The 19,026-nt window shown below is 68.0% G+C and carries 20 protein-coding genes and 1 pseudogene; 4 read left to right on the top strand and 17 right to left on the bottom strand.

Annotated features, from left to right (window positions below; genetic code table 11):
- The 7 genes from Q0716_RS09520 to rplN all read right to left on the bottom strand — a co-directional run.
- The coding region (locus tag Q0716_RS09520) for a 50S ribosomal protein L18 (protein ID WP_299022573.1) at window positions 1-296 on the bottom strand (296 nt) is incomplete at its 3' end.
- Between the two features lie 11 nt (window positions 297-307).
- Window positions 308-841: a 50S ribosomal protein L6 gene (gene rplF / locus Q0716_RS09515; RefSeq protein ID WP_299022571.1), complete on the bottom strand. Its 534-nt coding sequence runs from the start codon at window positions 839-841 to the stop codon at window positions 308-310.
- A gap of 25 nt (window positions 842-866) precedes the next feature.
- The gene (gene rpsH, locus Q0716_RS09510) at window positions 867-1,262 is read right to left on the bottom strand and encodes a 30S ribosomal protein S8 (RefSeq protein WP_299022568.1); all 396 of its coding nucleotides are present in this window, start codon (window positions 1,260-1,262) and stop codon (window positions 867-869) included.
- A gap of 20 nt (window positions 1,263-1,282) precedes the next feature.
- Complete coding sequence (gene rpsN / locus Q0716_RS09505; RefSeq protein WP_299022565.1) at window positions 1,283-1,588, bottom strand: 30S ribosomal protein S14; 306 nt, start codon at window positions 1,586-1,588, stop codon at window positions 1,283-1,285.
- A gap of 8 nt (window positions 1,589-1,596) precedes the next feature.
- A complete protein-coding gene (rplE, locus tag Q0716_RS09500) occupies window positions 1,597-2,136 on the bottom strand; it encodes a 50S ribosomal protein L5 (RefSeq protein ID WP_299022563.1) in 540 nt (179 codons plus the stop codon).
- A gap of 2 nt (window positions 2,137-2,138) precedes the next feature.
- The gene (gene rplX, locus Q0716_RS09495; RefSeq protein ID WP_299022561.1) at window positions 2,139-2,459 is read right to left on the bottom strand and encodes a 50S ribosomal protein L24; all 321 of its coding nucleotides are present in this window, start codon (window positions 2,457-2,459) and stop codon (window positions 2,139-2,141) included.
- Between the two features lie 9 nt (window positions 2,460-2,468).
- Window positions 2,469-2,837 (bottom strand): 50S ribosomal protein L14, encoded by a 369-nt coding sequence (gene rplN, locus Q0716_RS09490; RefSeq protein WP_043700216.1) that lies wholly within the window; start codon window positions 2,835-2,837, stop codon window positions 2,469-2,471.
- A gap of 282 nt (window positions 2,838-3,119) precedes the next feature.
- On the opposite strand from rplN, the gene proC reads away from it, so the two are divergent.
- Complete coding sequence (gene proC / locus Q0716_RS09485) at window positions 3,120-3,980, top strand: pyrroline-5-carboxylate reductase (RefSeq protein ID WP_299022542.1); 861 nt, start codon at window positions 3,120-3,122, stop codon at window positions 3,978-3,980.
- Window positions 3,981-3,996: 16 nt separating this feature from the next.
- On the opposite strand, the gene ubiA is transcribed toward proC, so the two are convergent.
- The 3 genes from ubiA to recG form a co-directional block, all read right to left on the bottom strand.
- Complete coding sequence (ubiA, locus tag Q0716_RS09480) at window positions 3,997-4,896, bottom strand: 4-hydroxybenzoate octaprenyltransferase (RefSeq protein WP_299022541.1); 900 nt, start codon at window positions 4,894-4,896, stop codon at window positions 3,997-3,999.
- Window positions 4,878-5,846 carry a hydrogen peroxide-inducible genes activator gene (locus Q0716_RS09475; RefSeq protein WP_299022539.1) on the bottom strand — a complete coding sequence of 323 codons (969 nt, stop codon included), beginning with the start codon at window positions 5,844-5,846 and terminating at the stop codon, window positions 4,878-4,880. Before Q0716_RS09475 ends, ubiA begins: the two co-directional genes overlap by 19 nt.
- Window positions 5,847-5,921: 75 nt before the next feature.
- Window positions 5,922-8,033 carry an ATP-dependent DNA helicase RecG gene (recG, locus tag Q0716_RS09470; protein WP_299022536.1) on the bottom strand — a complete coding sequence of 704 codons (2,112 nt, stop codon included), beginning with the start codon at window positions 8,031-8,033 and terminating at the stop codon, window positions 5,922-5,924.
- A 146-nt stretch (window positions 8,034-8,179) separates the two neighbouring features.
- Here recG and Q0716_RS09465 point away from each other — a divergent pair, with 146 nt between their 5' ends.
- The gene (locus tag Q0716_RS09465; protein ID WP_299022534.1) at window positions 8,180-9,697 is read left to right on the top strand and encodes a diguanylate cyclase; all 1,518 of its coding nucleotides are present in this window, start codon (window positions 8,180-8,182) and stop codon (window positions 9,695-9,697) included.
- Window positions 9,698-9,716: 19 nt separating this feature from the next.
- On the opposite strand, the gene Q0716_RS09460 is transcribed toward Q0716_RS09465, so the two are convergent.
- From Q0716_RS09460 to Q0716_RS09450, 3 genes and pseudogenes are all read right to left on the bottom strand, one after another.
- The gene (locus Q0716_RS09460) at window positions 9,717-10,760 is read right to left on the bottom strand and encodes a diguanylate cyclase (RefSeq protein WP_299022532.1); all 1,044 of its coding nucleotides are present in this window, start codon (window positions 10,758-10,760) and stop codon (window positions 9,717-9,719) included.
- Window positions 10,761-10,897: 137 nt separating this feature from the next.
- Window positions 10,898-11,986 carry a calcium/sodium antiporter gene (locus Q0716_RS09455; protein ID WP_299022530.1) on the bottom strand — a complete coding sequence of 363 codons (1,089 nt, stop codon included), beginning with the start codon at window positions 11,984-11,986 and terminating at the stop codon, window positions 10,898-10,900.
- 80 nt (window positions 11,987-12,066) lie between these two features.
- Window positions 12,067-12,432, bottom strand: a pseudogene (locus tag Q0716_RS09450) (ParA family protein); the annotation flags it as partial.
- A 124-nt stretch (window positions 12,433-12,556) separates the two neighbouring features.
- On the opposite strand from Q0716_RS09450, the gene queA reads away from it, so the two are divergent.
- Window positions 12,557-13,627: a tRNA preQ1(34) S-adenosylmethionine ribosyltransferase-isomerase QueA gene (queA, locus tag Q0716_RS09445; protein ID WP_299022528.1), complete on the top strand. Its 1,071-nt coding sequence runs from the start codon at window positions 12,557-12,559 to the stop codon at window positions 13,625-13,627.
- A gap of 29 nt (window positions 13,628-13,656) precedes the next feature.
- Entirely contained in the window at window positions 13,657-14,841 is a 1,185-nt protein-coding gene (gene tgt / locus Q0716_RS09440; RefSeq protein WP_299022526.1) for a tRNA guanosine(34) transglycosylase Tgt, read from the top strand.
- A 15-nt stretch (window positions 14,842-14,856) separates the two neighbouring features.
- Here tgt and ftsH read toward each other — a convergent pair whose 3' ends face one another.
- The 4 genes from ftsH to Q0716_RS09420 form a co-directional block, all read right to left on the bottom strand.
- Window positions 14,857-16,698, bottom strand: a complete 1,842-nt coding sequence (gene ftsH / locus Q0716_RS09435; protein WP_299022524.1) for an ATP-dependent zinc metalloprotease FtsH — start codon at window positions 16,696-16,698, stop codon at window positions 14,857-14,859.
- A gap of 15 nt (window positions 16,699-16,713) precedes the next feature.
- Window positions 16,714-17,025, bottom strand: coding sequence for a MerR family transcriptional regulator (locus Q0716_RS09430; protein WP_299022522.1), 312 nt, complete (start codon window positions 17,023-17,025; stop codon window positions 16,714-16,716).
- Window positions 17,026-17,027: 2 nt separating this feature from the next.
- Window positions 17,028-17,996: a DnaJ C-terminal domain-containing protein gene (locus Q0716_RS09425; protein WP_299022519.1), complete on the bottom strand. Its 969-nt coding sequence runs from the start codon at window positions 17,994-17,996 to the stop codon at window positions 17,028-17,030.
- 73 nt (window positions 17,997-18,069) lie between these two features.
- Window positions 18,070-19,026, bottom strand: a 957-nt coding sequence (locus tag Q0716_RS09420; RefSeq protein WP_299022517.1) for an FIST C-terminal domain-containing protein, incomplete at its 5' end; no start/stop codon positions are given.

Below are 19,026 nucleotides of genomic sequence, written 5' to 3'. Positions count from 1 at the left end.
GAGCGGTCGAACGCCACCTTCTCGATGCCGGCCGCCTTGGCCTTCTCGGCAATGCGCTTGCCGATCAGGGCCGCCGCCGCGGTGTTGCCGCCCTTGCCGGCACCGCCGAGCTGGGCACGGACTTCGGGCTCCAGCGTGGAGGCCGACGCCAGCACGCGCGCGCCATCGCCCGAGATGATGTTGGCGTAGATGTGCAGGTTGGTGCGGTGCACCGCCAGGCGCACGGCGCCCTGCTGGGCGATGCGGATGCGGGTCTGCCGCGCGCGACGCAAACGCTGTTCTTTCTTGGTCAACATGTTCGCAGTCCTTACTTCTTCTTGGTCTCTTTGATGACGACCTTCTCATCCGCGTAACGGATGCCCTTACCCTTGTAAGGCTCGGGGGGACGCACCGCACGGACTTCGGCAGCCACCTGACCCACGCGCTGGCGATCGGCACCCTTGATGAGGATTTCGGTCGGCGTCGGCGTCTCGGCCTTGATGCCGGCCGGCATCTCGATTTCGACCGGGTGCGAGTAGCCCACGTTGATGTTGAGTTTGTTGCCCTGGGCCGCGGCCTTGTAACCCACCCCCACCAGCGTCAACTTGCGCTCGAAGCCCTTGCTGACCCCGATGACCATGTTGTTGACGAGCTGGCGCACCGTGCCGCTGAGGGCATCGGATTCGCGCGTCGCATCCGCCGGCGCAAACGTGAGTTTGCCGGCGTCTTGCTTGACGGTGACGCGCGGGTTCAACGGCAGGCTCAGCGTGCCGAGCGCACCCTTGACAGAAATGCTGTCCTGACCAATGGCCACCTCGACGCCCTGCGGAATGGCGATGGCGGCTTTCGCTACACGAGACATCTTCGTTGCTCCTTCCTGCCTCGCATCAGGCGACGACGCACAAGACTTCGCCGCCGACACCGGCCGCGCGCGCCTTGCGATCGGTCATGACGCCCTTGGGTGTGGTGACGATGGCCACACCCAACCCGTTCATGACCTGGGGAATCGACTTGGCACCGCGGTACACGCGCAGCCCGGGGCGGCTGACGCGCTCGATGCGCTCGATGACGGGACGGCCCGCGTAGTACTTGAGGGCAATCTCGAGTTCTTTCTTGCCGCCCTCTTCCTTGACCTGGAAGCCGTCGATGTAACCCTCGTCCTTCAACACTTGGGCGATGGCGGTCTTCAGCTTCGAAGCCGGCATCGTCACGACGGCCTTGTCCACCATCTGCGCGTTGCGGATGCGGGTCAGCATGTCGGCGATCGGATCACTCATGCTCATTTGGGGTTCTCCTTCGCGCCTTACCAGCTGGCCTTGGTCACACCGGGGATCTCACCGGCGAAGGCCAGCTCGCGAATCTTGGTGCGGGCCAGACCGAATTGCTTGAACGTGCCACGCGGGCGACCGGTGATTTCGCAGCGGTTGCGCTGGCGGGTCGGGTTCGCGTTGCGGGGCAGCTTCTGCAGCGCGGCACGGGCCGCGTCACGCTCCTCGTCCGAACGCTTGGCGTCCTTGGCGATAGCCTTCAACTCATTGTATTTGTTGGCGAACTTGGCGACCAGCCGGTCGCGCTTGAGTTCACGCTGGAGCAAAGCTTGCTTAGCCACGGGCCACCTCAGTTCTTGAACGGAAAACGGAAACCGGCGAGCAGCGCCTTGCACTCTTCGTCGGTCTTGGCCGTCGTCGTGATGCTGATGTTCAGCCCACGCACCGCATCGACCTTGTCGTACTCGATCTCGGGGAAGATGATCTGCTCTTTGACGCCGATGTTGTAGTTGCCACGGCCATCGAACGCCCGGCCCGAGATGCCGCGGAAGTCACGCACGCGCGGCAGCGCGATGGTGACGAAGCGATCGAGAAACTCGTACATGCGCGCACCGCGCAGCGTGACCATGCAACCGATGGGCTGACCCTCGCGGATCTTGAAGCCCGCGATGGCTTTGCGCGCCCGGGTGACGACGGGCTTTTGGCCCGCGATCTTGGTCAGGTCGGCGACGGCGTTTTCCAGCACTTTCTTGTCGGCCACGGCCTCGCCCACACCCATGTTGAGCGTGATCTTGGTGATGCGCGGCACCTCCATGACGGACTGGTAGCCAAACTGCGCCTTGAGCGCCGGCGCGATCTTGTCGCGATAGAGTTGTTGGAAACGTGCCATGGTCATGCCACCTTGATTTCTTCGCCGCTGGACTTGTAGACGCGCACCTTTTTGCCGTCGGCCAGCACCTTCACACCCACGCGGTCGGCCTTGCCGGTGGCCGGGTTGAAGATCGCGACGTTGGACTGGTGGATCGGCATGGTCTTCTCGACGATGCCACCCGACACGCCCTTGAGCGGGTTGGGGCGCACGTGCTTCTTGACCACGTTGACACCCTCGACGACCACGCGCTCCTCGTCGGCACGGCGCAGCACGCGGCCACGCTTGCCTTTGTCGCGCCCCGCAATGACGATGACTTCGTCGCCTGTACGGATCTTGTTCATGACGGTTCCTCAGAGAACTTCGGGCGCCAGGGACACGATCTTCATGAAGCGCTCGGTGCGCAGCTCGCGCGTGACCGGGCCGAAGATGCGGGTGCCGATCGGCTCCAGCTTGTTGTTGAGCAGAACGGCGGCGTTGCCGTCGAACTTGATGAGCGCGCCATCGGGCCGGCGGATACCCTTGGCCGTGCGCACCACGACCGCGTTGTAGACCTCGCCCTTCTTGACGCGGCCACGCGGCGCGGCTTCCTTGATGCTGACCTTGATGATGTCGCCCACGCTGGCGTAGCGGCGCTTGGAGCCGCCGAGCACCTTGATGCACATCACGGATTTGGCACCCGTGTTGTCAGCAACATCGAGTCGAGTTTGCGTTTGGATCATGATGAAAGTCCCAACTTGAATCCTTCGGCCACCGCGGCCGAAGCGATCAGTCTTGGGCCCGTCGTTGCGAGGGGAGGGATTGACACCAGAGGCTCAACAGCGGCGCACAATGGTGCACCTGGCTTGCTTGGCAACCCCGCCGCCCTGCTTCGGTGGGCAGATGGTCTTCACCCAACTGGGCGAAGCTGTGTATTGTTGCAGGCTTTCCGTCGCGTGTCAACACCCCCGGCGAGGCCGCCATCACCCCACCCCCGCCACCACACTTTGCCCCACAATGGTGGCATGAACGCACCTGCCCTCGACGTCACAACCCCCTCCTCCTCCCCCCTGATCGGCCAGCGCATCGCCTTCATTGGCGGCGGTAACATGGCCAGTGCGATCGTGGGCGCGCTGCTACAGGCCGGCTGCCACGCGACCGACATCACCGTCGTGGATCCAGGAGAGGACGCGCGCGCTCGGCTGCAAGAGCGATTTGGCGTGCCCACCCTGGCGGCGGCCGATGCGCGGCTGGGTGGCAGCCGGCTCGTGGTTTGGGCGATCAAGCCGCAGACGTTTCGCGAAGCCGCCCGTGCGGCAGCCCCGTTTCTGGATGGAGCGCTGCACGTGAGCGTGGCGGCGGGCATCCGTTGCACCAGCATGCAAGCGTGGCTGGACAGCGAGCGCATCGTGCGCACCATGCCCAACACGGCGGCACTGGTGGGGCTGGGCATGACAGGCGTGTACGCGCTGCCGGGCGTGACGACCGAAGACCGCGCACTGGCCGAAGCGCTGCTCGCGGGCACGGGCCGCTGGGTCTGGGTGGATGAAGAAGCGGCGCTGGACGCGGTGACGGCGCTGTCGGGCTCCGGCCCCGCGTATGTGTTTTATTTTCTGGAGGCCATGCGGGAGTCGGGCGCCGCGATGGGGCTCCCCCCCGCCGTGGCGCTGGAGTTGGCCATCGGTACCTTCATCGGCGCCGCGCAACTGGCGCGGCAAGCGGGCGAACCACCCGAGGTGCTGCGCGAGCGCGTCACCTCCAAAGGCGGCACGACGGCCGCGGCCCTGGCGGTATTGGAGGAAGCGGGTGTCAAGCGCGCTTTTGGCGCCGCGATGCAGGCGGCGTGGCGGCGCGCACAGGAGCTGGGCGACGCCTACGGCGCTTGAGCGAGCCGCGCGGCGATCAGCGCAGCGCCAACGGCAACACCACCCCCGCAAACAGCGTGGCGCCCAGCCAGTGGTTGAGGCGAAAGGCCCGGAAGCACCCCTCGCGGCTGCGGTCGCGAATCAGCCAGGCGTGCCACACCACCTGCGCCGCCGCGACGGCCAGCGCCAGCGCCAACCACGGGCCGCCTGCCAGCGGCCAGACCAACGCCCCCCACAGCACCAGGTGCAGGGCGTAAAACGCGAGCACCGCCGCCACGTCCCAACGCCCAAGGGTGATGGCCGACGTCTGGATGCCGATGCGCAGGTCGTCGTCGCGGTCGACCATCGCATACTCGGTGTCATATGCCAGCACCCAAAAGGCGTTGGCCAGCAACAGGCCCCAGGCCAGTGGCGGCACCTCGCCGCGCACGGCGGCAAACGCCATCGGAATGCCAAAGCTGAAGGCGACCCCCAGCACCGCCTGCGGCATGGAGAAAAAGCGTTTGGTGTAGGGATAGACGACGGCCACCGCCAGCGCCGCGAACGACCAGGCCACCGCCACCGGATTCGTGGTCAGCACGAGGGCAAAGGCCACCAGCGCCAATGCCGCACCGACCGCCAGCGCTTCGCGCGCGCTGATGCGCCCGCTGGTGACCGGGCGTTGCGCGGTGCGCTTGACGTGCCGGTCGAACTCGCGGTCGGCCACGTCGTTGACGCAGCAGCCGGCGCTGCGCATCAGGATGGTGCCCGCCACGAACACCACCAGCAGGTGCCAGCCCGGCCAACCGCCCGCCGCCAGCCACAGCGCCGACAGCGTCGGCCACAGCAGCAACAGCCAGCCAGCCGGGCGGTCCCAGCGGATCAAGTCCAGGTACAAGGCCAGGCGTGCGCGCCAGGCAGGCGGTGGGGGCGGGGACATCAGGTCAGACGCTTGCATCCGGGCAACTCACAGGCATAGACGGCGTTGCGCAAGGCGGCGATGGCTTCGTAGCGCGTAAAGCTGCGCCGCCACGCCAGCACGACGCGCCGCGTCGGCGGCTCGCCGGCAAACGGGATGTAGCGCACGTAGCCCGCGTCGCCGGGAGCGCTGGCGGCCAGCGTCTCGCGCGTGGCGGGGTCGAGCGCGCCCTTGGGTACCGACAACTGGGGCACCAGCGTGACCCCCATGCCGGCGGCCACCATGTGCTTGATCGTCTCCAGCGACGAGCCCTCGAAGCTCTTCTGGATGCCCTCGGCCTGGTCGGAAAAGCGCGCAAACTCCGGGCAGACCTGCAGCACGTGATCGCGAAAACAATGCCCGTTGCCCAGCAGCAACATGGTCTCGCGCTTGAGCTCCTCGGCCGTGATGGACGCGCGCGCCGCCAGCGGATGGTCCCGCGGCACGACGGCGACGAACGGCTCGTCGTACAACGGCGCCACCGCCAAGTTGGCTTCCGGAAACGGCTCGGCCAGGATGGCCGCGTCCAGCTCGCCCAGACGCAGCTGCTCCAGCAGCCGGGCGGTGAAGTTTTCCTGCAGGATGAGGGGCATCTGGCGCGCGCGCTCGATGACTTGGCGCACCAAATCGGGCAGTAGGTACGGGGCGATGGTGTAGATCAGGCCCAGCCGCAGCGGCCCCGCCAGCGGGTCTTTGCCGCGCTTGGCGATTTCCTTGATGGCGGCGGCCTGCTCCAGCACCACCTGCGCCTGGCGCACGATTTCCTCGCCCAACGGCGTGACCGTGACCTCGCTCGCGCTGCGCTCGAAGATCTTGACCTCGAGCTCTTCTTCCAACTTTTTGATGGCCACCGACAGCGTCGGCTGCGAGACGAAGCAAGCCTCGGCCGCCCGGCCGAAGTGGCGTTCTCGCGCCACCGCGACGACGTATTTGAGTTCGGTCAGGGTCATGCGCCACACACTCCAGCAGACTGCCCCCGTCAGCGACTCTCGGCGAGAACCGAAGGGCAAAGCCGAATTATCGGCTCATGCCTTCAGATAGTCTATCTTGCCGCCCAACCAACGCTGCAGGTGGCGCTGCGCCCGCGCCGGGTCGCTAGCCCACAGCCGTGGCGCCCAGCGGCGCGCCCACTCGATGAGCGGCTCGTCGGTCTGCAAGTCGGCAAAGCGCAGCAGCGGCGCCCCGGACTGGCGCGCACCCAAAAACTCGCCCGGCCCACGGATGGCCAGGTCGCGGCGCGCGATCTCGAAGCCGTCTTGCGTTTCGGCCATCGCACGCAGGCGCTCGCGCGCGGCCTCGCTCACGCGCCCCCCCTCGCCCGCGCTGTAGAGCAGCAGGCAGACGGAGGCGACCGATCCGCGTCCGACCCGCCCGCGCAACTGGTGCAACTGGCTGAGCCCGAAGCGCTCGGCGTGCTCGATCACCATCAACGACGCATTCGGCACGTCCACCCCCACCTCGATGACGGTGGTGCTGACCAGTACCGCCAGCTCGCCCGCGGCGAACGCTGCCATGATGGCCTTTTTCTCCGCCACGGGCAAGCGCGCGTGCAGCAGGCCCACGCGTACCGGCTCACCGTGCGGCCCGCGCACGCCCGCCAGCGCGCTCGTCAGCTCGGCGTGGGTCGCGGTGGCCGCGCGCAGGTCGAGCGCCTCGCTGTCCTCGATCAGCGGGCACACCCAATAGACCTGGCGCCCCTGCGCCACCTGGGCACGGATGCGCTCGATCACTTCGGGGCGTCGGCGCTCGGCCAGCACCTTGGTCACGATCGGGCTGCGACCCGGAGGCAGCTCGTCGATGGTCGAGACATCGAGATCGGCGTACACGCTCATGGCCAGCGTGCGCGGGATCGGGGTGGCGCTCATCATCAACAGATGCGGCTCGACGCCACTGGCGCCTGCCGACTTTTGCCGCAGCGCCAGCCGCTGCGCGACACCGAAGCGGTGCTGCTCGTCGATGACGGCCAGCCCCAGCCGAGCGAAGGTGACCTGCGCCTGGATGACGGCGTGCGTGCCCACGACCAGCGCCGCCTCGCCCGCGGCGATGCGCTCGAGCATCGCCTGCCGCTGCGCCCGCGGCTGGCTGCCGGTCAGCCACGCCACGCTGCGCCCTAGCGGCGCCAGCAGCGGCTCCAGCCACTGCACCATCTTGCCGAAGTGCTGCTCGGCCAAGATTTCGGTGGGCGCCATCAGGGCGCACTGCCAGCCGGCGTCGATGGCGATGGCGGCGGCCAGCGCGGCCACCACGGTCTTGCCGCTGCCGACGTCGCCCTGCAACAAGCGGTGCATCGGCGTGGGGCGGGCCAGGTCGGCCGCGATGTCGCCCAGCACGCGCCGCTGGGCGCCGGTCAAGGCAAACGGCAGGGCGGCTTGCAACTGCTGCGGCAACCCTCCCTCGCGGGCGCGCAGCACGGGCGCGCGCAAGGCGTCACGCGCCTGCCGCGCCTGCACTTGCGCCAACTGCTGCGCCAGCAGCTCCTCGGCCTTGAGGCGCTGCCACGCTGGGTGGCTGCGATCGTCCAGCGCCGCGCGCCCAGTGCGCGGGTCGGGCTGGTGCAAAAACGCCAGCGCCGCCTGCAACGACCATGCCGGTTGGCCCAACGACGGCAACTCCGCCAGCGCCTCGGCGGGTACCGTCTCGCTCAGGTCGGCCTGCTGCAGCGCGCGCGCCACCGCCGCGCGCAGATAGGCCTGGGGCAAGCCCGCCGTCGTGGGATAGACCGGTGTCAGCCCATCGGACAGCGGCGCGTCGGCCGACAGCAGGCGCGGGTGCACCATGGTCCAGCCCGCCCAGCCACCGCGCAACTCGCCATGGGCACGCACCCGCGCGCCCACCGCCAGCGCCCGCTGGTGGCTGGGGTAGAACGTAAAGAAGCGCAGCGTGCAGCGCCCGCCGCCTGCGACCGCGAGCGTGGCCACCAGCTGGCGGCGCGGGCGCGGCTGGATCTCGCACGCCAGCACCTCGCCCTCGATCAGGGCCTCGTCGCCGTCGCGTGCCTCGGCCAGTGGCTGCACGCGCGTCAGGTCTTCGTAGCGCAGGGGCAGATGCAACGCCAAATCGATCGGGCGCAGCAGCCCCAAGCGACGCAGCGCGCGCTGCGGCCCGCTCAGGCGCCCCTTGGCACCGGATTCGGACACCGACGCAGGGACGCGCTCGGCATCCGTCTGCCGGGCCCGGGTTGGGGACGATGCGCGCGCCATGGCGCCGATGCTAGCAGCGCCCGACCCTCGACAGACGGGCAACCTTCGCCTAGGATGGCGTACCGCCCCATCGCACACCGCCCATGCCACCCGCGAACCCGCGCCAACACCCCGTCACCGAGCCCAGCGCCCCATGGGTCGACACCGACTCCGACGCCATTTTCGATCTTGCTCCGGTATCGTTGTGGCTGGAAGACTTTAGCGCGCTACGCAGCCTGTTCGAGCGTTGGCGGGCCGAAGGGGTCACCGATTTGGCCGCGCACCTGGCCGCAGATCCCGCACGGATACAAGCGTGCATGCACAGCCTGCGTGTGCTGCGGGTCAACCCGCGCACACTGGCCTTGTTCAAGGCACCTGACCAAGCCACGTTGTGCAGCCGGCTCCACGAGGTGTTTCGCGACGAGATGCGTGACCATGTCGTGCGCGAGCTACTACCACTGTGGAACGGGCAAACACTGGTGGAAAACCAAACGGTCAACTACACGCTCGACGGCGAGCGGCTCGACGTACTGGTGCGCATGCGCATCTTGCCAGGTCACGAATCCACGTGGGACCGGGTGTTGGTCTCATTGGAAGACCTCACCGCGCGCATCCGCGCCGAAAACAGCCTGAGCGCCAGCGAACGCTACGCCCGCGATCTGTTCGAACGATCCCCCGTGTCGCTGTGGGTGGAAGATTTCTCCGCCGTCAAAGCGCTGCTCGACGAAGTGCGCCGCAGTGGTATCGAGGACTTTCGCGTCTTTTTGAAAGTCCACCCGGAGTTCGTGACCCGGTGCATGCAGGAAATCCGGGTGATCGACGTCAACCGCCAAACGCTCAAACTCTTCGGTGCGCCCGACAAAACCACTCTATTGGCCCGTTTGCACGAAATCTTTCGCGACGAGATGACCGAGTCCTTCGCCGAGCAGCTGCACGAGTTGTGGGCGGGCCGCTACACGCAGGAGCGCGAGGTGATCAACCACTCGCTCGCTGGCGACACCCTGCACTTGCATATGCAATTTGCCGTGCTCGAAGACCATCTGGACTGCTGGGATCTGGTGCTGGTCTCGCTGGTCGACATCACTGCCCGCAAAAAGGCCGAGGCCTACCTGGAGTATCTTGGCAAGCACGACGTGCTGACACGGCTGCGAAACCGAGCCTTCTTCAACGAAGAACTGTCACGGTTGGCGCGCAAAGGTCCATGGCCCGTGGCCGTGTTGGCCATCGATGTCAACGGGCTCAAAGAGGTCAATGATGATCTGGGCCACGCAGCGGGCGACGCGCTGCTGCGTCGGGCCGGCGAGGTCTTGGGCAAAGCCGTGGACGCGCCGGGGGTGGCCGCGCGCATCGGGGGCGATGAATTCGTCGTTCTGCTCCCTGGCTGCGATGAGGCGGGCGCACAGGAGGTACAGGCCCAAATCCAGCAAGTTTTGGAGTTGAACAACCAGTTCTATCCCGGGCGGACGTTGTCGCTGTCCATGGGACTGGCAGTCTGCCCCACTGGCGGCTCGCTCGAGGCCGCCTTACAGGCGGCCGACCGCGCCATGTACGAAGACAAAGCGCGTTACTACGAACATCACGCACCGACCCGACGCCGCAGCGACCGCACACCCGCGGGCTGAGCAGCGCGCCCAGCGCCGCTCAGGACTGCCCCGGCTGGGCGTCCCCGGCACCCGCGAGCAGGATGCGATCGCGCCCCTCCCGTTTGGCGCGGTACAGCGCGGCATCCGCCCGCGCCAAGACATCCTGCCACGACTCTGGCGGAGCATGAACCGCCACCCCCGCCGAAAAGGTCACGGGCTCGCCGTCCAGCCGCACCTGCTCGCGCACCCGCTGGCGTATACGCTCCAGCACCGACAGCGCGGCCGTCGCGTCGGTCTCGGCCAGCCAGACGACGAACTCCTCGCCACCGAAACGGTACAACCGGTCCGTCTTGCGCAAGGCCGACTGCACCACGGATGCGGTATCGCGCAGCACGGCGTCGCCCCTGTCGTGTCCGAAGCGGTCGTTGATCGACTTGAAGTGGTCCAGATCGACCACGGCAAGCGTGCCGGCCGAGCGCTGGCCGGTGAACGCCTGTGAGCACTCCGCCTCCAACAGCCGCCGGTTGCCAACGCCGGTGAGAGGGTCGATCAGGCTCAGCGTCTGCCAGCGCGTGATCCGCGTGTGCGCCTGCTGCGAAACCAAATAGCCGAATACCCCCGTCAGGACGTTGGTGATGATGAAAAACGGCAGCCCCTGTGTCCCCCCGAGTTCAGGCCACGACAGGATGGCGGCGCCGGCGACGGCCAACACCCCCAGCACCGCCGCCACGGACGCCGGAACCAGAAAAAACATCATCAGCACCCCCGGGTACGCCCAGAACAGGGCCGCAAACTGCGCCGCAGCACCGATCGCCCAGATGCCCCCCACGATGGCGATGGCCATGATGCGCCCGGGCCAGCGCGTGTCGCCCGTGCGCCAGGCATACACGGCGGCGCCCCCGATGGCCAGCGCCAGCACCGTGTCGCTGACCGCAGCCACCCAATTGCCGGTAAGCGCCCGCCACACCGCAAAGGGTGCCAACCACAACGCCGCTACCAGCCCACCCAACGCCAGTACCGCCAGCGTGTAGTCACTGCGCAGCGTAGCGCGCCAGTCGCCATGGATGGGGGCGCTCGTGGCGTGAGAGGATGCCAGGTGCATCGGGACGGGTCTCCTCTGCTGTTGTCGTGCCCGCGTCGCGGCGGCGGTCATCCGCGCCACGACGCCCAAACGCCGCACGGACGTTCGATTTTTAGTATCTGAATTGTGCCGCAACGCGCGGCGCCACGCCCAGAGGATTAGCGCGAGCCCGCGTGGCTGGCACGCAAAACGCTGGTGATGAGCGCCACGATGGTCAGGGGCACGACGAAGCCGAGCATGACCGTCGAAAACATCGGCAGTGCCGCGTGCGCCTGCGCCGCCAAGATCAGATAGGCGGTATAGGCCACGTAGTAGCCCAGGAACAGCCCGCCTTCCCAGCGCGCGATCTCGCGTCCGGTCAAAAACACGGGCAGGCACGCCAACGAGACGGCCACCATCACCCACAGGTCGAACGCCATGACCGATGGAGCCAGCACCAAGCCCGCCGAGCCAGAGACCGAAGCCCCCAACCCCAGACAGCCCAAAATGTTGAACGTGTTGCTGCCGACCACGTTACCCACTGCGATGTCGCGCTCGCCCTTGAGCGCCGCCGCAATCGAGGCCCCGACCTCCGGCAGCGAGGTGCCGGCAGCGACGATCGTCAGGCCGATCACGAGGTCACTCACCCCCAGCGCCTTGGCCGCTGCGACCGCGGCACTCACCAACCAGTCCGACCCCAGCACCAGCAGCGCCAACCCCGCGACGATCAGCGCGAGCTGCACCGGCCACTTGCCATCCCAGGCGCTGGGGTCGGGTGGCGTGAGCTCGGCGTCGAACTCGGCGACCTCGCTCGCCGTGGCGCGGCGCGACTGCCACACCAAAAACGTCACGTAGGCAGCAAGCAGCACCAGAAAGCCGATCCCCTCCCACGCCGATAGCGTGCCGTCCAGGCCCAGCACCACCAGCAGCAAGGCAGCGCCGATCATGATCGGGACTTCCTGCCGAATCAGCTGCACGTTGACGACGAGCGGCGTGATGAGCGCGCTGATGCCCAGGATGAACAACACATTGAAGATGTTGCTGCCCACCACGTTGCCCACCGCAATATCGTTACGGCCGGACAGCACGGCGCCCGTGGAGACCGCCATCTCGGGCGCGCTGGTGCCCAGCGCCACCACCGTCAGCCCAACCAGCAGCGGCGAAATCCCCAGCGACAGCGCCAGTTTGGACGCGCCGCGCACCAACAAGTCCGCCCCGGCCACCAGCGCAACCAGACCGCCCACGAACATCAGCAATTCCCACCACATGTGCAAAGCCCTCCACCACGGGGATGATTTCGTGGTCGCGACTGTAGCCGATACCTGCGCGCCCCCATGGGGGACACGGATCAACCCGCACCGTCCGCAGAGGGTATCAGCCGCTCATATAGCGCGACGTAGGCCTGCGTCACCGGGTGTCGCGCGTCCAGATGGATGAGCGGGCAGGCACGCTCATGCGACTCACGCACCTTGACCGACGCAGGCACGAAAGGCTCGAGCACGAGCAACCCCTCGTCGCGCAACGCCTGCACCAGCCGCGCGGGCAAGGCGGCGCGCGCCTGGAATTGGTTGACCACGATACCGCGCACGGCCAACCCCGGGTTATGGTCGGCGCGAATCTCGGCCACATCGTCGAGCAAGGCGTAGAGCGCGTGACGCGCGAACGCGTCGCAGTCGAACGGAATCAGGCAGCCGCTGGCGCCCATGAGCGCGCTGGTCGGCCACGCGCCGACATCACCCGCGATCCTACGGGACGGGGCTGACAGCGAACGGTCACCCCTGCCGTGGCAGAATAACGCCTCCTTCGACTTGGTACGGGCCCGTCCGGCCCTCGAGCGCATGATCCCTCACCCCTCCACCACCCAGCGCTCGTGGCGCACGAGCGACTTCGACTTCGAGCTGCCACCCGAACTCATTGCCCAGCACCCCACACCGGAGCGCAGCGCCTCGCGCCTGCTCGATGGCCGCACCTGGCCACCGGTGGACCGCACCTTTCGTGACCTGCCCGCGCTGCTGCAGCCGGGCGACCTGCTGGTGTTCAACGATACGCAGGTGGTCAAGGCGCGCCTGTTTGGCGAAAAATCCTCCGGTGGCAAGTTGGAGCTGCTGATCGAACGCGTACTGGGCGACGGCGAGGTGGTGGCACACATGAAGGTGAGCAAAAAGCCCACCCCCGGCACCGTGCTGCGCATGGCCATCGGTGCCGATGGGCAGCACGCCTTCACCGCCACTTTGCTGGGGCGCTGGCCCGACGCCGACGGGCCGCTGTTTCGGCTGCGCTTGTCCGGCGACCCGTACACCCTGATGGAGCGCCACGGCCACGTGCCGCTGCCCCCCTACATCGAACACGCCGACACGCCCGAAGACGCCCAGCGCTATCAGACCGTCTTTGCCAAACACCCTGGCGCCGTGGCCGCCCCGACGGCGGCGCTGCACTTCGACGAGGGGGTACTGGCGGCCTTGCAAGCGCGCGGTGTGCACACCGCCTTCGTCACGCTGCACGTGGGGGCAGGCACGTTCCAGCCGGTCAAGGTCGAGGACGTGCGGCAGCACCGCATGCACCGCGAGTGGTACCGCATCCCCACCGAGACGCTGGCGGCGCTCGCGCGCACGCGCCGCGACGGCGGGCGCATCGTCGCGGTCGGCACCACCACGGTGCGCACGCTGGAGAGCTGGGCGCGTACCGGTGCCACCGAGGGCGACACCGACATCTTCATCACGCCGGGCTTCGACTTCCGGGTGGTCGACGCACTCATCACCAATTTCCACCTGCCACGCAGCACGCTCATGATGCTGGTCAGCGCGTTTGCCGGCTACGACCCCATCATGGCCCTGTACCGGCACGCCGTGCAGCAGCGCTACCGCTTCTTCAGCTACGGCGACGCCATGCTGCTGCAGCGGGCCACGTGACGACCCACGCGGCGCGATAACATCCTGCGATGCTGCAATTTCAGATTCTGGCGACCGACCCCACGTCGCATGCCCGCCGCGCTCGGCTCACGCTCAACCACGGGGTGGTCGAGACACCCATCTTCATGCCGGTGGGCACCTACGGCACTGTCAAGGGCGTCATGCCGCGCAGCCTGCACGAGATGGGCGCCCAAATCATTCTGGGCAACACGTTTCACCTGTGGATGCGTCCGGGGCTGGACGTGATCCGCACCTTCGGCGGCCTGCACCGCTTCGAGCAGTGGCACCGCCCCATCCTGACCGATTCAGGGGGCTTTCAAGTTTGGTCGCTGGGCGCGATGCGCAAGATCACCGAAGAGGGCGTGCACTTCGCCTCGCCCGTCAACGGCGACCGGCTGTTCCTGTCGCCGGAGGTGAGCATGCAAATCCAGACCGTGCTCGACAGCGACATCGTGATGCAGCTCGACGAGTGCACGCCCTACTGGCAGGGCGACAAGGCCAGCGGCCACGTCACCACCGAGGCCGAGGCGCGCCAGAGCATGGAGATGAGCCTGCGCTGGGCGTGGCGCTCCAAGGCCGAATTCGAACGCCTAGGCAACCGCAACGCCCTGTTTGGCATCGTGCAAGGCGGTATGTACGAACACCTGCGCCAGGAGTCGCTCGAGGCACTGGTCGAGATGGACTTGCCCGGTTACGCCATCGGTGGGGTGAGCGTGGGCGAACCCAAGGAGGAGATGCGCCGCATCATGGCGCACACGCCGCACCGCCTGCCCGCACACAAACCGCGCTACCTGATGGGCGTGGGCACGCCCGAGGACTTGGTCGAGGGCGTGGCCTGTGGCGTGGACATGTTCGACTGCGTCATGCCCACACGCAACGCGCGCAACGGCACGCTCTTTACCCGCCACGGCGACCTGAAAATTCGCAACGCGCGCCACAAGGCCGACCCGCTGCCGATCGACCCCAGTTGCACCTGCTACGCGTGTGCGGGCACGAGCGGCGTGTCGTGGAACGACGGCGGGCGCGAGGGGTTTTCGCGCGCCTACCTGCACCACCTGGACCGCTGCGGCGAGATGCTGGGGCCGATGCTCACCACCATTCACAACCTGCACTACTACCTGCAGCTGATGCGCGAGGTGCGCGCGGCGCTGGAGGTGGGCACGTTTGCCGACTTTCGCGCCCGCTTTGCCCACGACCGCGCGCGCGGGGTGTGAGGAGCACCGTGCCCGTCAAGCGGCTGGCGCCTGCGCCGCCGGGCGCAGCTCGGCCGTGAGCGCACGCAGCTGCGCTTCGTCCAGGGTTTCACGCTGCAGCAGCTCGCGCGCGCAGCGCTCCAGCAGCGCGCGGTGTTGCTGCAAAATCGCGCAGGCACGCTCGAACGCGTCCATGACAATGCGGCGCACCGCTTCGTCGATGCGGGCTTGCGTCTCGGGGCTGCGCGGACAGCCCCCGCTGGCCAGGCCCGGCACGTCCAGAAACTGCGGCCGCTGCGCCTCATAGGCGATGTAGCCCAGGGACTCGTCCATACCGTAGCGCATCACCATGTCGCGCGCGATGTCGGTCACCTTGGCGATGTCATCCGCCGCCCCGGTGGACAAGTGACCGAAGACCAGCTTTTCCGCCGCCCGGCCGCCCAGCAGCACCATGATCTTGCGCTCCAGCTCCTCGCGCGTCATCAAATAGCGGTCTTCGGTGGGGCGCTGGATGGTGTAGCCCAACGCGCCGATGCCGCGGGGGATGATGGAAACCTTATGCACCGGGTCGGTTCCGGGCAGTGCCAGCGCCACCAGGGCGTGCCCCATCTCGTGATACGCCACGATTTCGCGCTCGCGTGGGTTGAGCAGGCGATTTTTCTTCTCCAGCCCGGCGACGATGCGCTCGATGGCGGCGGTAAAGTCGGCCAGCGCCACGGCCTCGGCACCGCGGCGCGTAGCGGCCAGCGCCGCTTCGTTGCACAGGTTGGCCAAATCAGCCCCGGAAAACCCGGGCGTCAGCGCCGCGATCTGCTCCAGATCGACGTCGCTTGCCAAGCGAATCTTGCGCGCGTGCACGCGCAAGATTTGCACGCGCCCGGCCTTATCGGGCCGGTCCACCAGCACTTGGCGGTCGAAGCGGCCCGCGCGCAGCAGTGCTGGATCCAGAATCTCCGGCCGGTTGGTGGCCGCCAGCAGCACCAGGCCCGAGGTGCTGTCGAAGCCGTCGAGCTCCACCAGCAGCTGGTTGAGGGTCTGCTCGCGCTCGTCGTGCCCACCGATGGGGCCGCCCGCCGACCGCGCGCGCCCCAGCGCATCGAGCTCGTCGATAAAGATGATGGCCGGCGCCTTGGCGCGCGCCTGCTCGAACAGGTCGCGCACGCGCGCCGCGCCCACGCCCACGAACATCTCGACGAATTCGCTGCCGCTGATGCTAAAAAACGGCACGCCCGCTTCGCCCGCCACCGCCTTGGCCAGCAGGGTCTTGCCGGTCCCCGGCGGCCCCACCAACAGCACACCCTTGGGCGCGCGCGCGCCCAGCCGACCATAGCCCTGCGGGTCTTTCAAAAAGGCCACGATCTCCTGCAGCTCGGCCTTGGCCTCGTCGACCCCGGCCACGTCGTCGAAGGTCACGCCGGTGTCTTTTTCGACATAGACCTTGGCGCGGCTTTTGCCGATGCTCATGAAGCCGCCCATGCCTTGGCGCTCCAACACCCGGCGCACGACGAAAAACCACAGCGCAAAAAACACCAGTGCCGGCACCACCCACGACAGCAGGTCGCGCAGCCAAGTGCTCTCCACCACGCGCGTGTAGGGCACGTCGTAGCGGCTCAGGCGTTCGGCCAACTGGGGCTCGACGCGGTTGGCGACGATGACGGTCTTGCCGCTGGCGTCGGGGGTCTTGAGGCGGCCGGTGATGGTGGTCTCGCCGACGATGACCTCGGCCACCCGGCCCTCGGCCAGCGCCTGCTCGAACGCGCTGTAGGGCACGGGCTCGACCGTGCGCGCGGTCTGCCACACGTTTTGGAACCACAACAGCAACACGAACGCCAGCACCCAGTAGCCGACGTTCCAGGAGGTCTTCGGATCGGGGTTCATCGGTGTCCTCCCGCCTCACACCGCCTGGCCCAGGCGCCGCAACTGGGCGCGCAGGCGCGCGATTTCTTCTTCCAAATCCACCACCAGCGCGGCCAACTCGGGGTCGGCGTCGAAGTGGCGCTGCAACCACGCCAGGCGGCGCACCCGGCGCAGCGTGGCGGCGTCGTAGGTCCCTGCCGCCTCCGCCGACGCGGCCGTGCCGATCCACCCGGCCTGTACCGCGGCGTGCCACCAGGCCAGCGATACCCCGGCGGCGCGACACAGCGCCTCAGCGTCCAGGCCCGGGGCGTCCTGGGCGATGTCGATGCGCAACACGTTCAGCTCCATGGTCAGTGGCTCCTCTCGGCTTCGGCGGCAGCCACCTTGCGGGCGTCGAAATCGCTCAGCTCGGCCGCCATCTTTTCGTACAGGGCCCGGGCCCGGGGGTCATAGGCGCTGGGCAGGATCACCCGCAACTGCAGCTCCAGGTCGCCCGGCTCGCGCGCGGGCAGTCCCTTGCCGCGCACGGTCAGGGTCTGTCCGGCCTGACTATTGGCAGGCACGCGCACTTTCAGCGTGCTGCCGTCGGGCAGGGTCACGGGCACGACCGCGCCCAAGGCTGCCTCCCACGGCGCCAGCGGCAGATCCGCGATGAGGGTCTTGCCGTCGAGCCGGTAGCGCGGGTGCGGGCGTACCACCACCTCCAGGTACAGGTCGCCCGCCGGCTGCCCCGGCCCGCCCTGCCCGGCCAAGCGGATCAGCTGCCCCGGTCGCACGCCGGCCGGAATCTTGACTTCCAGCGTGCGGTTGCGCAGCGCCACGCGGCCCTGGGCATCCAGCTCGGGCACTTGCAGCGTCAGCATCCGCGTGCCCCCACGCCATGCCTCTTCCAGATCCAGCACCACTTTGGCGTGGTGGTCTTCGCCCCGCCCGGGGGCGGCATGGGCACGCCGGCGGTTGGCGCCCGCGCGGGCGGCCCCCATGCGGCCAAAGAGCTCGCTGAAAAAATCGCTGAACGCCTCGGCGTCCATGCCCTCGGGCGCGCCATGAAACTCGAAGCCCGCGTCCCAGTCCGGCGGCGGCGTGAACGACTGTCCCGCCCGGTGGCCTTGCGCCAGCCGGTCGTAGGCCGCGCGCTTTTCTGGGTCTGACAGCACCGCGTATGCCTCGTTGACCTCGCTCATGCGTTGCGCCGCGTCGGGCTCGGTACTGACGTCCGGATGGTATTTGCGCGCCAGCTTGCGATAGGCCTTCTTGATGTCGTCAGCGCTGGCGTCGCGCGCCACCCCCAGCACCGCGTAGTAGTCCTTGAAATCCACGCGCGTACCCCTTTCGTGGTTGATTCGATCGGTTGCAAATGAGGGGCGGTGGCCGCGATTTCAACCACCACCCTCAACCACCCGCGCCCGAGGGATCCGCCGCATCGGCCACGAACACGGTCAACACGCCGGTATAGCCATACAAACGGTGATGGGCGATCTCGCCAGCGGCGAAAAAGCCCGCCAGCGGCACATCTCCCAAGGCTTGACGCACGATCTGCAACTCCGCGCTGGGGCCACCGAAGTGGGCACCGCCGCGCCCGTTGCAACTGACGTAGATGGCCCCGGCGATGCGCTGGGTGGGGTCGGTCGTGTCGTCCCCCTCGGGGCTGAGCTCGTCGCGGATTTCGGCGCAGATGCGCACCAAGTCGGCCCGCGCCGCCTGCACGTGGCGCTCGCACAGGGTCAACAGAGCGCCGGTGGGCACTTCGTCGGCAACCACGACCGCGCGTCGCAGCGGATCGATGCCGACCAGGTGGCGCACCAGCACGTCGTCGCCCAGGCGCAGCGGCACGCGACCGGTCAGCGGCGCGGCGGCCGACGCGGGGCGTGCGACCGGCGCCTGCAGGCCCACCAGCGTCTGGCGCAGGCGGCCGATGACGGCCGTCAGATCGTCCAGTGACAAACCCAGGTCTTGCAACACCACATCCAGCGCTGGCTGGCCGTCGAGCGACTCGACCCGATTGGCGTGGGCGGCGCTCACCCGGTGTGCGGGGCCGACCGCGCGCACGCCTTGTGTGACGCGCGAGACGATCCCCACGTCCGGGCCGAAGGCCACGCCGCTGAAGCCGCCACGAAACAAGCCGACCGCAGCCTCGCGCCCGTGCCCGGCCAGGCCGCCCTGGCTCGCACACGCCATCTGCACCGAACCCGCCCGGCTGGCGACCAAGCCACCAAACAGGTAGTGGCCCAGCGTACGCTCGGCCAGCTCCTGCAGCAGCTCGGCCAAGTCGGGCGCCGTGGGGTCGGCGTGCACCAGCGCGGTTTGCGGAATGAAGCCCTCCGGCCCCTGCGTCGCGCCCAGGGGGGC

Origin of the sequence: uncultured Tepidimonas sp. (assembly GCF_938045175.1) — a bacterium.
Lineage (GTDB): Bacteria > Pseudomonadota > Gammaproteobacteria > Burkholderiales > Burkholderiaceae_C > Tepidimonas.
This window is presented reverse-complemented; position numbering and strand designations above follow the sequence as displayed.